General features: G+C 36.4%; 16 protein-coding genes and 1 tRNA gene. 15 read left to right on the top strand and 2 right to left on the bottom strand.

The genetic code is table 11. The features are described from left to right. Positions 1–68: 68 nt before the first annotated feature. Positions 69–437 carry a BlaI/MecI/CopY family transcriptional regulator gene (locus tag VLZ86_RS03625; protein WP_325448824.1) on the bottom strand — a complete coding sequence of 123 codons (369 nt, stop codon included), beginning with the start codon at positions 435–437 and terminating at the stop codon, positions 69–71. Positions 438–867: 430 nt separating this feature from the next. After that, positions 868–2,256, bottom strand: a complete 1,389-nt coding sequence (locus VLZ86_RS03620; protein ID WP_325448823.1) for a dipeptidase — start codon at positions 2,254–2,256, stop codon at positions 868–870. A 276-nt stretch (positions 2,257–2,532) separates the two neighbouring features. On the opposite strand from VLZ86_RS03620, the gene VLZ86_RS03615 reads away from it, so the two are divergent. From VLZ86_RS03615 to VLZ86_RS03545, 15 genes are all read left to right on the top strand, one after another. After that, positions 2,533–2,614 (top strand) — tRNA-Leu (locus VLZ86_RS03615). Positions 2,615–3,131: 517 nt separating this feature from the next. Further along, positions 3,132–3,569: a hypothetical protein gene (locus tag VLZ86_RS03610; protein ID WP_325448821.1), complete on the top strand. Its 438-nt coding sequence runs from the start codon at positions 3,132–3,134 to the stop codon at positions 3,567–3,569. A 73-nt stretch (positions 3,570–3,642) separates the two neighbouring features. Then, complete coding sequence (locus VLZ86_RS03605) at positions 3,643–4,827, top strand: TolC family protein (protein ID WP_325448819.1); 1,185 nt, start codon at positions 3,643–3,645, stop codon at positions 4,825–4,827. A 19-nt stretch (positions 4,828–4,846) separates the two neighbouring features. Next, entirely contained in the window at positions 4,847–5,137 is a 291-nt protein-coding gene (locus VLZ86_RS03600) for a hypothetical protein (protein ID WP_325448817.1), read from the top strand. A 20-nt stretch (positions 5,138–5,157) separates the two neighbouring features. Continuing rightward, positions 5,158–6,660: an efflux RND transporter periplasmic adaptor subunit gene (locus VLZ86_RS03595; RefSeq protein ID WP_325448815.1), complete on the top strand. Its 1,503-nt coding sequence runs from the start codon at positions 5,158–5,160 to the stop codon at positions 6,658–6,660. 12 nt (positions 6,661–6,672) lie between these two features. Further along, positions 6,673–9,783 carry an efflux RND transporter permease subunit gene (locus VLZ86_RS03590; RefSeq protein ID WP_325448813.1) on the top strand — a complete coding sequence of 1,037 codons (3,111 nt, stop codon included), beginning with the start codon at positions 6,673–6,675 and terminating at the stop codon, positions 9,781–9,783. A 6-nt stretch (positions 9,784–9,789) separates the two neighbouring features. Then, a complete protein-coding gene (locus VLZ86_RS03585; protein ID WP_325448811.1) occupies positions 9,790–11,022 on the top strand; it encodes an MFS transporter in 1,233 nt (410 codons plus the stop codon). A gap of 4 nt (positions 11,023–11,026) precedes the next feature. After that, on the top strand, positions 11,027–11,275 hold the full coding sequence (locus tag VLZ86_RS03580; RefSeq protein WP_325448809.1) for a (2Fe-2S) ferredoxin domain-containing protein: 249 nt from the start codon (positions 11,027–11,029) through the stop codon (positions 11,273–11,275). Between the two features lie 960 nt (positions 11,276–12,235). Continuing rightward, positions 12,236–12,544, top strand: a complete 309-nt coding sequence (locus tag VLZ86_RS03575; protein WP_325448806.1) for a metalloregulator ArsR/SmtB family transcription factor — start codon at positions 12,236–12,238, stop codon at positions 12,542–12,544. Between the two features lie 53 nt (positions 12,545–12,597). Continuing rightward, a complete protein-coding gene (locus VLZ86_RS03570) occupies positions 12,598–13,062 on the top strand; it encodes a DUF6428 family protein (protein WP_325448804.1) in 465 nt (154 codons plus the stop codon). Positions 13,063–13,085: 23 nt separating this feature from the next. Next, positions 13,086–13,721, top strand: coding sequence for a protein-tyrosine-phosphatase (locus tag VLZ86_RS03565; RefSeq protein ID WP_325448802.1), 636 nt, complete (start codon positions 13,086–13,088; stop codon positions 13,719–13,721). A gap of 37 nt (positions 13,722–13,758) precedes the next feature. Next, on the top strand, positions 13,759–14,175 hold the full coding sequence (locus tag VLZ86_RS03560) for an OsmC family protein (RefSeq protein WP_325448800.1): 417 nt from the start codon (positions 13,759–13,761) through the stop codon (positions 14,173–14,175). Positions 14,176–14,188: 13 nt separating this feature from the next. Continuing rightward, complete coding sequence (gene arsB / locus VLZ86_RS03555) at positions 14,189–15,217, top strand: ACR3 family arsenite efflux transporter (RefSeq protein ID WP_325448798.1); 1,029 nt, start codon at positions 14,189–14,191, stop codon at positions 15,215–15,217. Positions 15,218–15,275: 58 nt separating this feature from the next. Beyond that, on the top strand, positions 15,276–15,671 hold the full coding sequence (locus VLZ86_RS03550; protein WP_325448796.1) for a hypothetical protein: 396 nt from the start codon (positions 15,276–15,278) through the stop codon (positions 15,669–15,671). 117 nt (positions 15,672–15,788) lie between these two features. Beyond that, a partial coding sequence (locus tag VLZ86_RS03545; RefSeq protein ID WP_325448794.1) for an efflux RND transporter permease subunit occupies positions 15,789–16,591 on the top strand: 803 nt, incomplete at its 3' end.

Below are 16,591 nucleotides of genomic sequence, written 5' to 3'. Positions count from 1 at the left end.
AGTTTATTAATTATTATTGGGTCTCATGTTGTCCTAACGGAAACTCCGTAGTGTTCAAAATTGGATGGTTATGCTTTCTTTTTGATTTCGCTGTCGATGAGTGTTTTTAAATCTTCCAATTCTGCTTTAGTCAGATTGGTCGATTTTGTGAAAAAAGATGCAAACTGCGTGGCGCTGTCATTAAAAAAGCTTTTGATGAGGCCATTAACATGTTTGCTGAAATAGTCTTTCTTCTTTACCAATGGATAATATTCTCTTGACTTTCCGTAAAGTGTATAGCCTACAAAATGTTTGTCATGCATGCGTTTCAGTAAAGTGGCCACCGTACTAGGTGCTGGCTTAGGGTCAGGATAGGCTTCAAGAAGGTCTTTCATAAAAGCTTTTTCCATTTTCCAAAGGTGGTTCATTAAGTCTTCTTCTGTTTTTGTGAGTTCCATTGTTCTACATGTTTAGAATGTGTTCTACAAATGTAGAATAAAAATTGATATAACCAAATAATAATTGAACATTTTTATGGTAAAGAATAAAAAAATCATAAACTCACGGATTTGTTAATATAGCATTCGTGAATTCGTTGCTTCTGAAATCTGCGATTGAGGGGGTTGGAGAGAGATAAAGAAGACTTGGTGAGAATGGAACGTTCATCTGCTAGGCCCTTCAGTTGGGGTGACGCTGATTTTAGTGATGAAGCGAATTTTTTAGGACATGGATTTCACTGATTTTCACAGATGGTAGGTTGAATATATCTCTACGACTTTATAGGGTTTTAAAGAAAAAGCCACAAATTCACGAATGTTTCTAGAACTTATTCGTGTATTCGTGGCTTAAAACTTTTGCGTCTCCGCTACGCCGCGAGAGACAAAAAACTTATTTACTCAACTCCGTAAAATATTTATAAAATAATGGAATGGTTGAAATTCCTTTCAAATAATTCCAAATTCCGAAATGTTCGTTAGGAGAGTGGATAGCATCACTGTCCAGCCCAAAGCCCATTAAAATGGTTTTGCTCTTTAATTCCTCTTCAAATAAGGCAACTATAGGGATACTACCACCACTACGTTGTGGAATCGGCGTTTTTCCAAAAGTCTCTTCATAGGCTTTTGAAGCAGCCTGATATCCAATACTATCAATTGGCGTCACATAGCCTTGACCACCATGATGAGGTTTTACTAAGACTTTCACACCTTTAGGCGCAAGACTTTCGAAATGTTTCTTGAACAATTCTGTGATTTCCTCCCAATCTTGATGTGGCACCAATCGCATGGAGATTTTTGCAAATGCTTTACTTGCAATGACTGTTTTGGCACCTTCTCCAATATATCCTCCCCAAATGCCGTTGACGTCCAACGTAGGCCTAATGGAATTGCGTTCGTTGGTGGTATAGCCTTTCTCACCATAGACTTCCTCGATGTCTAATGCCTTTTTATAATCCTCCAATGAAAATGGTGCTTTTGCCATTTGTGCACGCTCTTCGTCGGAAAGGTTTTCAACTTTATCGTAAAATCCAGGAATGGTCACATGGTTGTTGTCGTCGTGTAGCGCTGCAATCATCTTGGTCAATACATTGATCGGATTAGCCACGGCGCCACCATATAACCCAGAATGTAAATCTCTGTTAGGTCCTGTAACTTCAACTTCCACATAACTCAAGCCTCTCAATCCCGTAGTAATTGATGGGGTTTCTTTTGAAATCATGCCCGTATCAGAAATTAAGATGACGTCATTCTTAAGCTTATCTTGATTTTGCTTTACGAATTTTGAAAGGTTAACACTGCCTACTTCCTCTTCACCTTCAATCATAAATTTGACATTGCACGGCAACTGATTTGTGGACGTCATAAACTCCAACGCTTTAACGTGCATGTACATTTGACCTTTATCATCACAGGCACCTCTTGCGAAAATGGCACCTTCCGGATGTAGTTCAGTTTTTTTAATCACTGGTTCAAAAGGAGGTGAAGTCCATAATCCGATTGGGTCTGCAGGTTGAACATCATAATGTCCATAAACCAGAACTGTGGGTAAATTTTTATCGATTATTTTTTCGCCATAAACAATTGGGTAGCCTTCTGTTTCACAGATTTCAACATGATCACAGCCTGCATTTTCTAGACTTTTTTTGACTTCATCAGCGGTTTTTAAAACGTCCTTTTTAAATGCCGAGTCGGCACTAACGGATGGGATTTTGAGAAGTTCTATCAGTTCATTTATAAATCGGTCTTTGTTTTTTTCTACGTAGCTGTCTATGTTTTTCATAATTAAGTTTTAAGTGGTTTCCTCTATTTGCCATGCTTATGTCCAATTTTATTGAGTTTGTTGGAAGGCTGAGGAAATCTGTTTTTAGAATACTCAAAAATACAAAAATTCAAGTGAATTTTTCTTTGATAAAGTTATTTGTATATTCAATGGAATGTTTATATTTGCAACCCGATTCCGAGAATATTGCGGAATATAAGTTTGCAGGTGTGGTGGAATTGGTAGACACGCTAGACTTAGGACGTAGCGAAATAAAAAGTGTTAAAATATTAAAATGCGGGCGTGGTGGAATTGGTAGACACGTCAGACTTAGGATCTGATGCCGCGAGGTGTGGGAGTTCGAGTCTCCCCGCCCGCACAAAAGCCGAAGAGAAATCTTCGGCTTTTTTTGTTGAAAATCGAGCTCAAAAAAAGTTCAGGTACAACATAGGTACAACATTTGGCTATTTTGAAGACAATATTTTTATTGATATTAAATCGTTTCATTTGCTATTTATCTTTATGAATTACCAGCTTAAATAATATTTTTACGACTGTTATCTGAAAGTTGCAACACATTATCTTCCATTCCGCTGAAAAAGCTACATTTCACGAAAAGCGCCTCTCTCAAAAAAATATTGAACAAAATCCCAAAGTTGATAAGATTCATCATCAAAGATGAATTCCAAATCTTGGCATACCACAAAGATTCGAACTTTGAAAAATCTTCCGCTTTAGAAACAAATCATTTCATCCTTTTAATCCACAAAGTTTTAAAATTCTGAACTAGACGGGGTTCATAATTAAATGGAGATATGTTTAAATGTGATAGTGCCATTGATTAAATTCTGTAAAAGCTTTCTTTAAGTCTTTAAATATTTTATTTTCGTGGCATAATGCAAAAATGCAATCACATAAAAGCACTTTTCTTTTTAGGGATTTTCTCTCTATTGCTTTTGCATAACATAGTACCACACATACATCATCAACACGAAGTTGAGCACTCGCATAAAGATGTTGCGCATACTGGTGGTCATAGTCATCATCACGATGTTCCAGTAAAAGAAAGTTCTCAAAAGGGATTTTTAGATTTCTTTTTTGAAGCACACACACATACAGTAGTTGCTAATGAAATATTAGTAACACACGAAAGTAGTGTCAAACAAATCAATGTTAAAAAGGATGTAAAAACATCTATCTTTCTTAATCGTTATAGTGTTTCTATAAACTATGATGATGAAGACGAAAAGGTTACGGGGTATCATCCACCCAGCACATATTTTAATTCTTATCTTTCTTCCCTCGACTCTCGAGGCCCACCATCTTTAGGTTAATCGTTAAGGAATACTTCACGGCTACGTTAGTATTTCATTTTACAAAATCAGATTAAACCTAAAATTTCAAACAATGAATAAACACATCGTGTTCGCAATTTGCGGATGCCTGTTCTTTATTAATGCTTTCTCACAGGATAAAAATATTGGGGAGCTACTTAATGAAATAGAACAGAACAACACTGAGTTAAAAGGCTACCAATCATTTATTGAAAGTCAGCAACTCGAAAACAAGAGCACCAATAATTTACCCGACCCACAGCTTTCTGGCTATTATTTGCCCTTTGGCGATAATGCAACCGGAGAATATACCGAATATGAAATTTCACAATCCTTTGAATTTCCTTCTGTATATGGTTCTCGTAACAAGTGGAACGCATCTAAATCCCAACAGTTATCGTCAGCCTATTCAACAAAAAGACAAGAAGTCTTATTGCAAGCAAAGGGCATTCTTTTGGAACTTACCTTCTTACAAAAACAAAAAGTGATTGAAACCGAAAGGAGAACCCAAAGCAAGCAGGTTTTCGACCAAATTCAAGAACTTTTTGACAAAGAGCAAGTAGGCATTTTAGATTTGAACAAGGCGAAAATCGCTTGGATTCAAGAACAGTTTGTTGTTGAACAGATTGATAGCGATATTCAAATTCTGATGTCTAAACTCAAAACTTTGAACGGTGGGAATCGTATTGACGGAATTTCATCACAAATAGTTTTGACCGCCGAAATTGGAACAATTGAAAATCTTTGGCGGGAAAAATTGACAAATGACCCTCAATTGCAAGAATTGAAAGCCAATGAAGAAGCTTCGCTTCAAAAAATAAAATTGGAAAAAAACAAAGTGTTGCCCAATGTGGCACTTGGCTATAACTACCAAGGGGTTGCCGGTAGTAATTATTCTGGTTTTTATGGCGGTCTTTCCATTCCGCTTTGGAGTAGCAAGAACAAAGTAAAAGCTGCCGAAGCTGATTATGACTATCAGCAATCGAACACTCAAGTGATTACTGCCTCGCTTTACGCACAATTTCAGCAAACATATAATCGATACGAATTGATGCTCGAAAAATTTAATGAGTATCAAACCACAATGGGCAATTTAAATAGCGAACAACTGCTTTTTAAGACTTATATGTTGGGCGAATATTCGTTTATGGATTACTACGTAGAGCTTCAGTTTTACCGAAATGCTTCAGATAAAATGTTGCAAATGGAAAAGGAATTGCAATTGCTTCAAGCACAATTATTAAAACATCAATTATAAATCTCTAAAAGATAAAATTATGAAGATTTCAAAAATAATATTCACAATAGCAATCGCATCAACTTTTCTTGTAACCTCTTGCAGAGAAACAAAAACCGAAAGTAATGACGATCATGGTCACGAACACAACGCCGATGGTAGTCATATGAGTGATGAAACCGTAGAGCAAGAGGAATTTCAAGTAGGAAAAGATTCTAAGGAAACAAAGACAAACGACCACGGGCACGACAACGATTCAAACGGTAATCATTCAGATGATGCTTCCGAAACCCACAAACACGATGATGGTGCAGAACACCACGACCATTAAAAACATAAAAGATATAAAAGATGAAATATATAATAATAGTGCTCGCCTTTTTGGCAATGTCCTGTAATAACAAGGCAGAAGACGCACACGCACATAATCCTGATGGAACTCACGCTGGAGAAGAAATGCCACGTTTAGATTATACCATTTGGACGGATAGAACTGAATTATTTGTAGAGTTCCCTGCTTTAATAGTAGGCAATCCAAGCAGATTTGCAGCTCACTTTACGGTGTTGGACAAGCATCAGCCCGTTCGCGAAGGTTCGGTTACGGTTAGTTTAATTAAAGGCGATGATGGTATTCGCAGTACAGTCGAAGCACCTTCATCGCCAGGTATATTTTCGCCTACCATTCAACCGAAAGAAGCCGGAAACTATCAATTGGTTTTTGAATTAACGACACCCGAATTTTCAGATAAAATCACGATAGATGATGTTACTGTCTATGCCAATACAGACGAAGCCATAAAAGCCTTGGGTGTAGCCGAAGATGATGGGAACATTTCGTTTTTGAAAGAACAGGCTTGGAAAATTGATTTTCAGACTGCACCTGTCGTTTCCGGTAAAATTTACGATGTCATCAACACGTCTGGTGTTTGGATGCCTGCATCAGGTTCAGTAAAAACATTGGTAGCTAAATCCAACGGTGTAGTGGATTTTGCTGTGAGCAATCTCACGGAAGGAACGCAGGTAAAACAAGGGCAATTATTAATCAATATTAGCAGTCAAGGTTTGTCGTCTAATAATTTGAGTACCGAAATTGCCAATGCACGCTCTAATTTTGAGCAATCTAAAGCGGAATACGAACGAAAAAAGGAATTATTTGAATCTAAAATTGTTCCCAAAGCAGAATTTGAAAAAGTTGAAAGCAATTACAACATTGCAAAATCTAATTACCAAAGTCTCTCGTCTGGAGTATCTGGTGGTGGCAAACAAATTCGTGCACCTTTTGATGGGTACATCACATCAATTAATGTGGCCAATGGCGATTATGTAGACCAAGGCGTAACAGTTGTAACGGTAGGAACGCTTCAATCCAGAGTGTTAAAAACACAAATAGCACCTTCTTATGGGCTTACTATGGATAATGCACGAGAAGTGTGGTATCAAACCAACGATGGTCAATGGCGTAATGTCGCGACATCTGGAGGTTCAATCCTGTCCATCGCTAAAGATGTAGATAATAACAAACCACTTATTTCAGTTTTTGCGCAAGTTAATGATGATGTTGATATGCCAGAAGGTAGCTTAACGCAGGTTCAAATTGCAATGGGTAACGCAACCCAAAATACAATGATTCCTGTTAATGCTTTATTGGAAGATTACGGAAGTTATTCCGTTATCGTGCAACTTTCAGGCGAAAGCTTTGAAAGACGACCTGTGAAAATCGGAAAGCGCAATGGAGAAAATGTAGAAATTCTACAAGGTTTGGAAGTAGGCGAGGTGGTTGTCACAAAAGGAGCCTACCAAGTTAAAATGGCTTCAATGTCAGGCTCAACACCTGCTCACGGTCACGAACATTAAAAACGAAGAGAAATGTTAAACAAAATATTATCAATTTCACTTCACAATAGATTACTCATTTTATTGGGCGCGGTTGCATTGAGCGTATTGGGCATTTATTATGCGCGCACTATGAATGTGGACGTATTCCCAGACCTTACAGCACCAACGGTAACAATCCTTACCGAAGCGCACGGAATGGAATCTGAAGAAGTAGAAAAATTAGTAACCTATCAATTGGAAACAGCCTTAAATGGTTCGCCGAATGTGAGACGGATTCGTTCGTCATCAGCAGCGGGAGTTTCCATTGTTTGGATAGAATTTGAATGGGGAACCGATATTTATCGGGCACGACAAATTGTTAGTGAACGCATCCCGATGGTTCGTGAAAACTTACCCGAAGGTATCGGAGCACCAACAATGGCGCCGATTTCATCCATTATGGGCGAAATAATGCTCTTGGGCGTAACGTCTGATAGTTTATCGCCAATGGAATTACGGACCTTATCAGATTGGACAATTAGACCACGAATAAAGGCGATTGGCGGTATTGCAAATGTGGTAGTGATCGGTGGCGATTATAAGCAATACCAAGTATTTGCGAATCCTGAAAAGCTGAAGCATTATAACATTAGTCTTTCAGAACTCGTAGAGAAGGTTAAGGAAGCAAACACAAATGCACCCGGTGGTGTGATAAACCAATATGGTAATCAATATATCATAAAGGGAAGTGGTAGAGCTTATGCAATAGAAGATTTACAGGAAGCGGTTTTAAAACAAGTCAATGGACAAACCATAAAAATTAGCGACGTAGCAACAGTTCAAATTGGAGCTGCAGACAAAATTGGCGATGGTTCATTAAATGCTAAACCAGCGGTTATTCTAACCATTGCAAAACAACCCGATGTCAACACCTTGGAATTGACAGAAAGCTTGGATGAAGCGATTGCAGATTTAGAAAAAACCTTGCCAAAAGGCGTTCAGATTAAAAATCACATTTTTAGGCAAGCTGATTTTATTAATGCTTCCATCAGTAATTTGAATCAGACGTTGTTGGAAGGTGCATTTTTTGTGATGATTATTCTCTTCATATTTTTAATGAATTGGAGAACAACCTTAATATCCTTATTGGCAATTCCTATTTCATTATTGGTATCTATCATCATTTTGAAATGGATGGGTTATACCATAAATACAATGAGTTTAGGAGGTATGGCAATTGCCATTGGAGCCTTGGTAGATGATGCGATTATCGATGTAGAAAATGTGTATAAACGCTTACGAGAAAATATTCGAAAGCCAAAAGAAGAACGTGCTTCCACATTAACTGTTGTACGTGATGCATCGGTGGAAATACGAAGTTCAATCATTATTGCAACCTTGATTATTATTGTTTCATTTATCCCCTTATTCTTTTTAAGTGGAATGGAAGGACGTTTGCTACAACCATTGGGAATTGCTTTTGTAACGTCGGTTTTAACTTCATTAGTAGTTGCTGTAACTGTAACACCAATTTTGTGTTCTTATTTATTGAATAACGAAAGGCTGTTGAACAAGCAGGCAGATGGTACACGTGTGGAACGTTGGTTACAGAAACATTATGGCAACCTCTTGGAACGTGCTACAAGAATTCCAAAAACCATAATTGGAGTCACAATTATAGCCTTTATAATCAGTCTTTTGGTGTTGACCCAATTAGGAAGAAGTTTTCTTCCAGAATTTAACGAAGGTTCTTTGGTAATTAGCGTAGTTGGTCCTCCGGCAATGTCATTAGAAGAAAGTAATAAAACAGGAAATTTGATAGAAACTATTTTATTGGATTTACCAGAAGTGGAAGTTGTTACCCGGAGACAAGGTCGTGCCGAATTGGATGAACACGCACAAGGCGTAAATGCTTCGGAAATTGACGTACCCTTTATTTTGAAAGACAAAACCAAAGAAGAATTCTTTGAAGAAGTCCGAAATAAATTGAGTATTGCGCCAGGTGTTAATATAACCTTGGGACAACCCATCGCACACCGTATTGACCATATGCTTTCCGGAACACGTGCCAATATTGCAATAAAGATTTTTGGTTCAGATTTGCAACGTTTGTTTGAAGTAGGTAAAAGTGTAGAGCAGAGCATCAAAGATATTGATGGCTTGGCAGATGTAGCAGTAGACCAACAGATTGAAGTGCCGCAAATACGCATTCAACCGAAACGTCAAATTTTATCTGCTTACGGTATGACGGTCGGCAATTTAATGGAACAAGTAGATATTGCTTTTGCTGGCGAAGAAGCTGGTGAGATTTACGAAGGACAACAATATTTTGATTTGGTGGTTCGGTATGAAAAACCATTTCGAGATAATATTGAAAACATCGGTAATACCTTAATCAGTTTACCAAATGGCGGACAAACCACTTTGGGCGAATTGGCAACGGTAGCTTCTGTGAGCAGTCCAAACACAATTAATCGTGAGGATGTACAACGTAAAATTGTAGTGGCTGCCAATGTTCAAGGTAGAGATTTACGAAGCGCGGTAAACGAAATAAAGGAAGTGGTTGCAAACAATGTGAATATGCCAGAAGGCTACCGTGTGGAATATGGAGGACAATTTGAAAGCGAATCTAAAGCATCACAATTGCTTTTGGGAACAGCAATTATCGCCATAGCAATAATTTTCCTTTTGCTGTATTATGAATTTAAAGATGTGAAATTGGCGTTTGTTGTATTGATAAACCTGCCATTAGCGCTAATTGGTGGTATCTTGATTGTGTATTTTACTTCAGGTATAATCAGCATTGCAGCAACCATTGGTTTTATTAGTTTGTTTGGAATAGCCACTCGTAACGGAATCTTATTGGTTTCTCGTTATGAAGATTTGAGAAAGGAAGGAATGAAAGGATTTCAGTTGATTAAAACAGGCGCATTGGACAGATTGAATCCAATCCTAATGACTGCCTTTACAACAGGTTTGGCGCTTATTCCATTAGCTTTAAAAGGCGGAGAGCCAGGAAGTGAAATTCAAAGCCCGATGGCTGTAGTTATTTTGGGAGGTTTGCTTTCGGCTACGGTTTTAAACTTGGTTGTTATTCCTTGTGTTTATCAATTGGTGATTCGTAAGAAACACAATCTGAATGAAGAAAACATTATTTCTTAAAAGAAGATGAAACTGTCAAAACTATTAGAGCCATTTCAAGCTTTACGTAACCGTTTATTCGCTAAACTTTATTTGGCACAGACCATTAGTTTGTTAGGCGATGCTTTTACGTGGGTTGGATTGGCTCTTTTGGCATATCAGTTTGGTGAAGAGAGGGCTGCGGTCATATTGGCAACGGCCCTTACTTTACGAGTTGCTGCATTCATTATATTTTCGCCTTTTGCAGGTGTCTTGGCAGATCGAATAAGCCGAAAGAAAATACTCTACACCACACATTTTATTAGAATGGTTATCGTAGGTTGTTTGCCTTTTGTAACCGAAGAATGGCAAATTTATGTCCTCATTTTTCTTATGAATATTTTCAATGCATTTTTTAGTCCTACCTATCGGTCTATAATTCCGCAGATTGTAGATAAATCACTATACCGACAGGCCATAGGCTTATCGGCCGCTACGTATCAGCTTTTAGGAGTTTTGGGTCCAGGATTGGCCGGAATTTTGGCTATTTGGTTCGGTGCAAGGGAAATATTCTTTGTCGATGCTGCTACGTTTGTCATCGCGGGTATTTTATTGTTAAGCCTTCCAAAAAGTAAGTTGGATGTTATTCCGAACGACGTAGAAGGTGAGATTCAACCAAATACGTGGCAAGATGTTTTAAAAGGAATTAGACTACTATTTTCCAATCAATACGTACGCTTTGCATTATTTATTGAATTGGTTTCTGCGGTTGCTGGTGCACTTATTTTGGTTAATACCATCGTATTGGTCAAAGGTGGATTGGACCTTACCGATAAAGATTACGGAATTATAATGGCAGCTTTCGCTATTGGTGCAATGGTAGCAGCATTTATTTCTGGAGCAATTGATAAATCCAAATCAAGACGCATCTCACTTATTGTTGGAGCTCTGATTTTAGGGGTTGCCATAAGTTTTGCCAATTACCTCGATTTTTCAATGCTATTCCTTGTATGGATTGTTGCTGGACTTGGTCAAAGTCTTGCGGAGATTCCATCCGAAACACTTATCGGAGAAACCGTTCCCATTGAAGAACAGGGTAAAGTCTATGGTTCTCATTTTGCGTTTTCACATCTCTGGTGGGCATTTGCATATCCATTGGCAGGATTTTTGGGAACTACATTTCCAAATCAAAGTTTCCTTTATGGATGCATTATTACATTAGCAATATTAGTGTTGGTGGTCATCTTTTTAAGACCTAAAAAACATTTATTAAAATATTAATATTATGAAAAATTCTAAAAATAATAAACCTGTCATTTATCAGTGTAACGGTGCAAGCTGCCGAAAGAAAAAAGGAAAGCTTTTAGATTACTATATAAAAAAATACAAACTGAAAAACAAAATAGAAGTTGAACAAATGGATTGTAATAATAAATGCGAACAAGCGCCAGTTCTTCATCTTCATCCAGAGGACATCTGGTTTTCCGAGAAGGATTTAGGAACAATTGTTAAAAAACATATTTTGAATAAATAATCATTTTGCTTTTGATGGGTGTACTATTTATGGTTTAAAACTTAACGGTAAGATTAAAGTGATTGAATAAAATAAAAAGGATTAGTAAATGAATAATGAATGGAAGAAATTTAATTAAAATGACCTTGTATGACAGGAAATCGAAGTAAAAAGCGTCTGAAAAAGCAAAACAAGGAACGATCCAAAAAAAGTAGCGTTTCTAAAAAAGACAAAATAATTTGGATTGGTATTATAATCATATTTATGTTGTTTATTCTATTCTTGAAATACTTTATATCTATTTAAATGCAAGGAAGATGTAGAAGCATCTATGGAAATAAGTAAAACCGGTGTGTCAAAAACATAGAAATAAAAGAAATAAGAACGTTGGTAAATCAAATGATAGTAAGAGATAAAATCAATTGAATTCTTGCAATAAAATTTGTGGTAATTTCCGCATTGTTTTTATACTATTTTGTGCTTATAGGAAATATTCATAATCGTTGACTGTTGGATAAAATTAATGTTTACAATGGTTCTTTCGTAATAAACCAAAATAATCTATTGCTCGCCAATACGAATACGCTCATCCCTAACTTCAGCATAATAGCCCGACAATTTATATGATTTGGCGTGCTGTGTTTACTTAATGAACGATAGTAACAATTGATTCAAGTGTTTTGCTTGAAAGCATAGTTTTGGTATTACTTGTCCCTTTTGTTTTGGCACAGGGCACAAGATATATTTCGAAACGATTATCAAAAGACAACTTTATTGATAAAAACATTTTGCCGTTTTTGACAAGGATCAAGCCATTTTTTTAGGCTTGGCAATTATGGTAATGTTTGCCTCACAAGGAGCACTCTCTCCCAACTCTCTAAAAAACAAAAGAGCTGTTTTTCGCCAGGCCTGGAAAAAACAAATTGTTTAATTGTAATATTAATCGTAATATTGCAATTAAACATTGAATAGATATAGAATATGTACACAGACCAACAAAAAGAAATCGCTTTATTCGCAAAAGTCTTCGGCCATCCTGCTCGAGTAGCTATTTTACAACAATTATTTAAAATAGATGCTTGCTATTGCGGGGATTTATCCGAAGAAATTGGTCTTGCCCAGCCTACTATATCACAACATTTAAAAGAATTAAAAACCTTAGGACTAATTAAAGGAACAGTTGAAGGTGTCAAAGTCTGTTATTGTATAGACAGTGAAAACTGGACTAAAATGAAAATATTAATGCATCAATTTTTAGATCAGGACATTCCTAAAGCAGATTGTTGCTAAATTTTTTCATTCAATTCATCGTTAAATCGCAATAAACAAATAAATATAAAGAAATGAAGTTATCAGAAATTAAAAACAAATTGAATAAACTGGATAAGATTGCTTTCCAATTACCAAATGGAGAACTAGTACCCAACCACTTTCACGTAACAGAAGTTGGAAAGATCACAAAGCATTTTATTGATTGTGGCGGAACCGTGAGAAACGAGAAGGTAGTAAACTTTCAACTTTGGAACGCCAATGACTATGACCATAGATTGCATCCGGAAAAATTATTAAGCATCATTGAACTATCCGAGCGCATTTTAGGGATTGAAGATTTAGATATTGAGGTGGAATATCAAGGTAATACGATTGGGAAATTCGCACTTGACTTTGATGGTAAAAACTTTTTGTTGACCAATAAACAAACCGATTGTTTGGCAAAAGATAAATGTGGGATTCCTGAAGAAAAACCAGAAGCAAAATTATCTGATCTAAAAAATGAATCTTGCACGCCTGGTGATGGCTGCTGCTAAAATAATAATTGAATATTAAGAAAATGCCAATAACAAAACCAACTTTGTTTTCAGAAATTGACCAGGTAATTAAGAGATTAAATCCTCAAACAATTTCAGTTGAACGTAAAGCAAATTTACAGCCGCTAACGGAATTTATTCAGTCTAAAGTTTCAAGCCATCAAGAAATTAGAATCAACTTTATCTGTACTCACAATTCGAGAAGAAGTCATTTATCACAGGTTTGGGCACAAACTTTAGCTTATCATTTCAATATCAAAAATGTATTCTGTTATTCAGGTGGTACACAAAGTACAGCACTTTTTCCAATGGTCGCAGAAACTTTGCAAAATTCGGGTTTTCAGATTAGAACTATTTCACAAAACGAGAACCCAATTTACAGCATTAAATATGCGTACAACCAACATCCAATAATCGGATTTTCAAAAAGATTGGATGACGATTTTAACCCGAAATCTGAATTTGCTTCAATTATGACTTGTGATTCAGCCAATGAAGCGTGTCCATTTGTTCCAGGTGCTGAAAAACGCATTCCGATAACTTTTGATGACCCAAAAGTTTTTGACAATTCACCACAACAAGCAGAAAAGTATAATGAAAGAAGTCTGCAAATTGCAACCGAACTATTTTACATTTTCTCTCAGATAAAAGCTTCTTAACTATTTTCAAAACTACTAATTCAAAATAGAAATAATTATGGAATACCAAATTAGGGCATCATCAATTTCAAATAAAAACGCTGCTATTCAAATAAAGCAAAATGATATAGCTTTTGGAACAACTTCAAAATCTGCTGAAACTTTACCTAATCCTGCCGAGCTTTTTTTAGGAGCTTTTGCTTCGTGTATGCTAAAAAATGTCGAGCGATTTTCTGATATGATGAAGTTTACTTATTCAAAAGCCATAGTAAATGTGTCAGCTAAACGAACGGAAAAACCTTTGAAAATGGATAACATAGATTACAGGCTAACTATTTACAGTTCCGATGAAAATTTAAATATCCCATTGCTAAAAAAGAATATTGAAAAATTTGGCACAATCTACAATACTGTAAAGTTATCGTGCAATATAAACGGAGTAATTGAGCAGCAAAAAGACATTTTAAATAATTGAACACAAGAAATATATGAAAAAAATAAGTTTTCTAAATAATTATTTAACGCTATGGATATTCATTGCTATGCTCTTGGGCGTGGGAATCGGATATTTCTTCCCATCCTTTCCAAGCATTGTTGATTCAATGAGTCGAGGCACCACTAACATTCCCATAGCCATAGGATTAATCTTAATGATGTATCCACCTTTGGCTAAAGTGAATTATGCTCTTTTGCCAAAAGTTTTTAGAAACACTAAAATTCTTTCCATTTCACTTTTTCTAAATTGGATAATTGCTCCCGTTTTAATGTTTGTTTTGGCAATTACTTTTTTACGTGATTATCCAGAATATATGGTAGGCGTTATTTTAATTGGATTGGCTCGCTGTATCGCAATGGTTTTGGTTTGGAATGACCTTGCTGAAGGAGATAGCGAATATGGAGCAGGTTTGGTCGCTTTAAATAGTATTTTCCAAGTTTTTGCCTATAGTTTCTATGCTTGGATTTTTATAACGGTTCTTCCACCTTATTTTGGATTTGAAGGGGCTATTGTCGAAATCTCAATTGGTACGGTGGCAGAAAGTGTAGCAATCTATTTGGGGCTACCCTTTTTAATGGGAATTTTAAGTAGAGTGATTTTGGTAAGGTTAAAAGGAGAAAAGTGGTACACAGAAAAGTTTATTCCTGCCATTTCACCAATAACGCTAATTGCGTTATTATTTACCATTGTCATTATGTTCTCGCTCAAAGGAGAGTTAATTGTTGAAATTCCAATGGACGTTTTAATTATTGCAGTTCCTCTAATTATTTATTTTAGTTTAATGTTCATCATCAGTTTTTTCTTTACTAAAGCAATGGGTGCCTCATATAAGGAAAACGCAGCCGTCTCATTTACAGCAGCAGGAAATAACTTTGAATTGGCGATTGCAGTTGCTATAGCAGTATTTGGACTAAATTCTGGACAAGCTTTTGCAGGAGTGGTGGGTCCATTAGTTGAAGTTCCAGTTCTTATCTTTTTAGTTCGAGTTTCATTTTGGTTGAAAAGAAAATACTATGTATAAAGTTTGATTTTCTTTGCACAACCTGTGCATCGATTAATTTGTATCTTTGTGAAACTTTATGAAAATATTCTTTTCTATATCAATGTCTATTTTATCCTTTTTTCAGGGAATTAGCATTGATATGGACTTTTGTGGGCCAATTAAAGAAATTTCAAGCATTATTACCCATTATCAAGACCATAAAGTTTATGGAGACTCTTTCCTTGAATATGTAGTTGAAGATTACATCGACAACGATGCAAAAAATGAAGGGCATCATAATAACCCAGATAAGGAGAATACACCAGTCCATCCCCATCATCAATGTTGTCACCCTTTAGTATTAATTATTGCGAACAACAGTTCGGCTTTAACCAATCGACTAAAGTTTGAAGATAAAAAACAGTTTAACTTACATAAAGTAAACTTCACTTCCAGATATCTGGAATCGCTTTTCCAACCCCCTAAAGTATAATTCAGTTTTTTTAGGATAGCTATATCCTACCGTGATGCTTTTCAAAGTAAGTATCGCATCATAAACGCATTGCATCTCTTTGCATTGCGATGTTTAAACTGAATTAATACTTTTTCTATGATTAATAAAATCATCTCATTTTCCATTAATAATAAATTTATTATTGGGCTCTTTATAGTGGTACTTATAGGTACTGGTATTTGGTCTATGGCCACTATAAAATTGGGTTCCGTACCCGATATTACCAACAATCAAGTTCAAGTAATTACAACTGCCCCTAATTTGGGAACGGAGGATATTGAGCAATTTGTAACCTTTCCAGTAGAATTGGCAATGGCCAACCTACCCGATGTAATCGAGCTGCGTTCGGTCTCTCGTTTTGGTCTGTCCGTAGTAACCATTGTCTTTAAAGATGAAGCAGGGACTTATCTTCCCCGGCAATTGGTACAAGAAAAGTTAGCCGAAGTAAAGGGAGAAATCCCCGAAGGCTTTGGAACACCGTTCATGGCACCTATAACCACAGGTCTGGGCGAAATCTATCAATACACCCTAAAGGTAAAAGAAGGCTATGAAGATAAATACGATGCTATGGAGCTTCGTACCATCCAAGATTGGATTGTAAAACGTCAAATGGCATTAGTCCCCGGAGTAGTTGAAGTAAATGCTTTTGGTGGTTATGTAAAACAATATGAAGTAGCTCTTAATCCCGATAAACTTAAAAGCTTTGGTCTCACTATGAGCCAGGTCTTTGAAGCATTAAGCGAAAATAACGCAAACACGGGAGGGGCGTATATTGAAAAAAACCATCAGGCCAATTTTATACGTGGCGAAGGCTTGGCGCGTAGCATTTCAGATTTGGAAAATACTGTGGTCTCTACACAAAATGGTAATCCTGTATTGATCCGAGATGTGGCTGAAAA

Origin of the sequence: Gelidibacter sp., from assembly GCF_035515035.1 — a bacterium.
In the GTDB taxonomy this organism is placed as follows: Bacteria; Bacteroidota; Bacteroidia; order Flavobacteriales; family Flavobacteriaceae; genus Gelidibacter.
The sequence above is the reverse complement of the archived record's forward strand: the minus strand, read 5'-3'. Positions and strand labels throughout refer to the sequence as shown.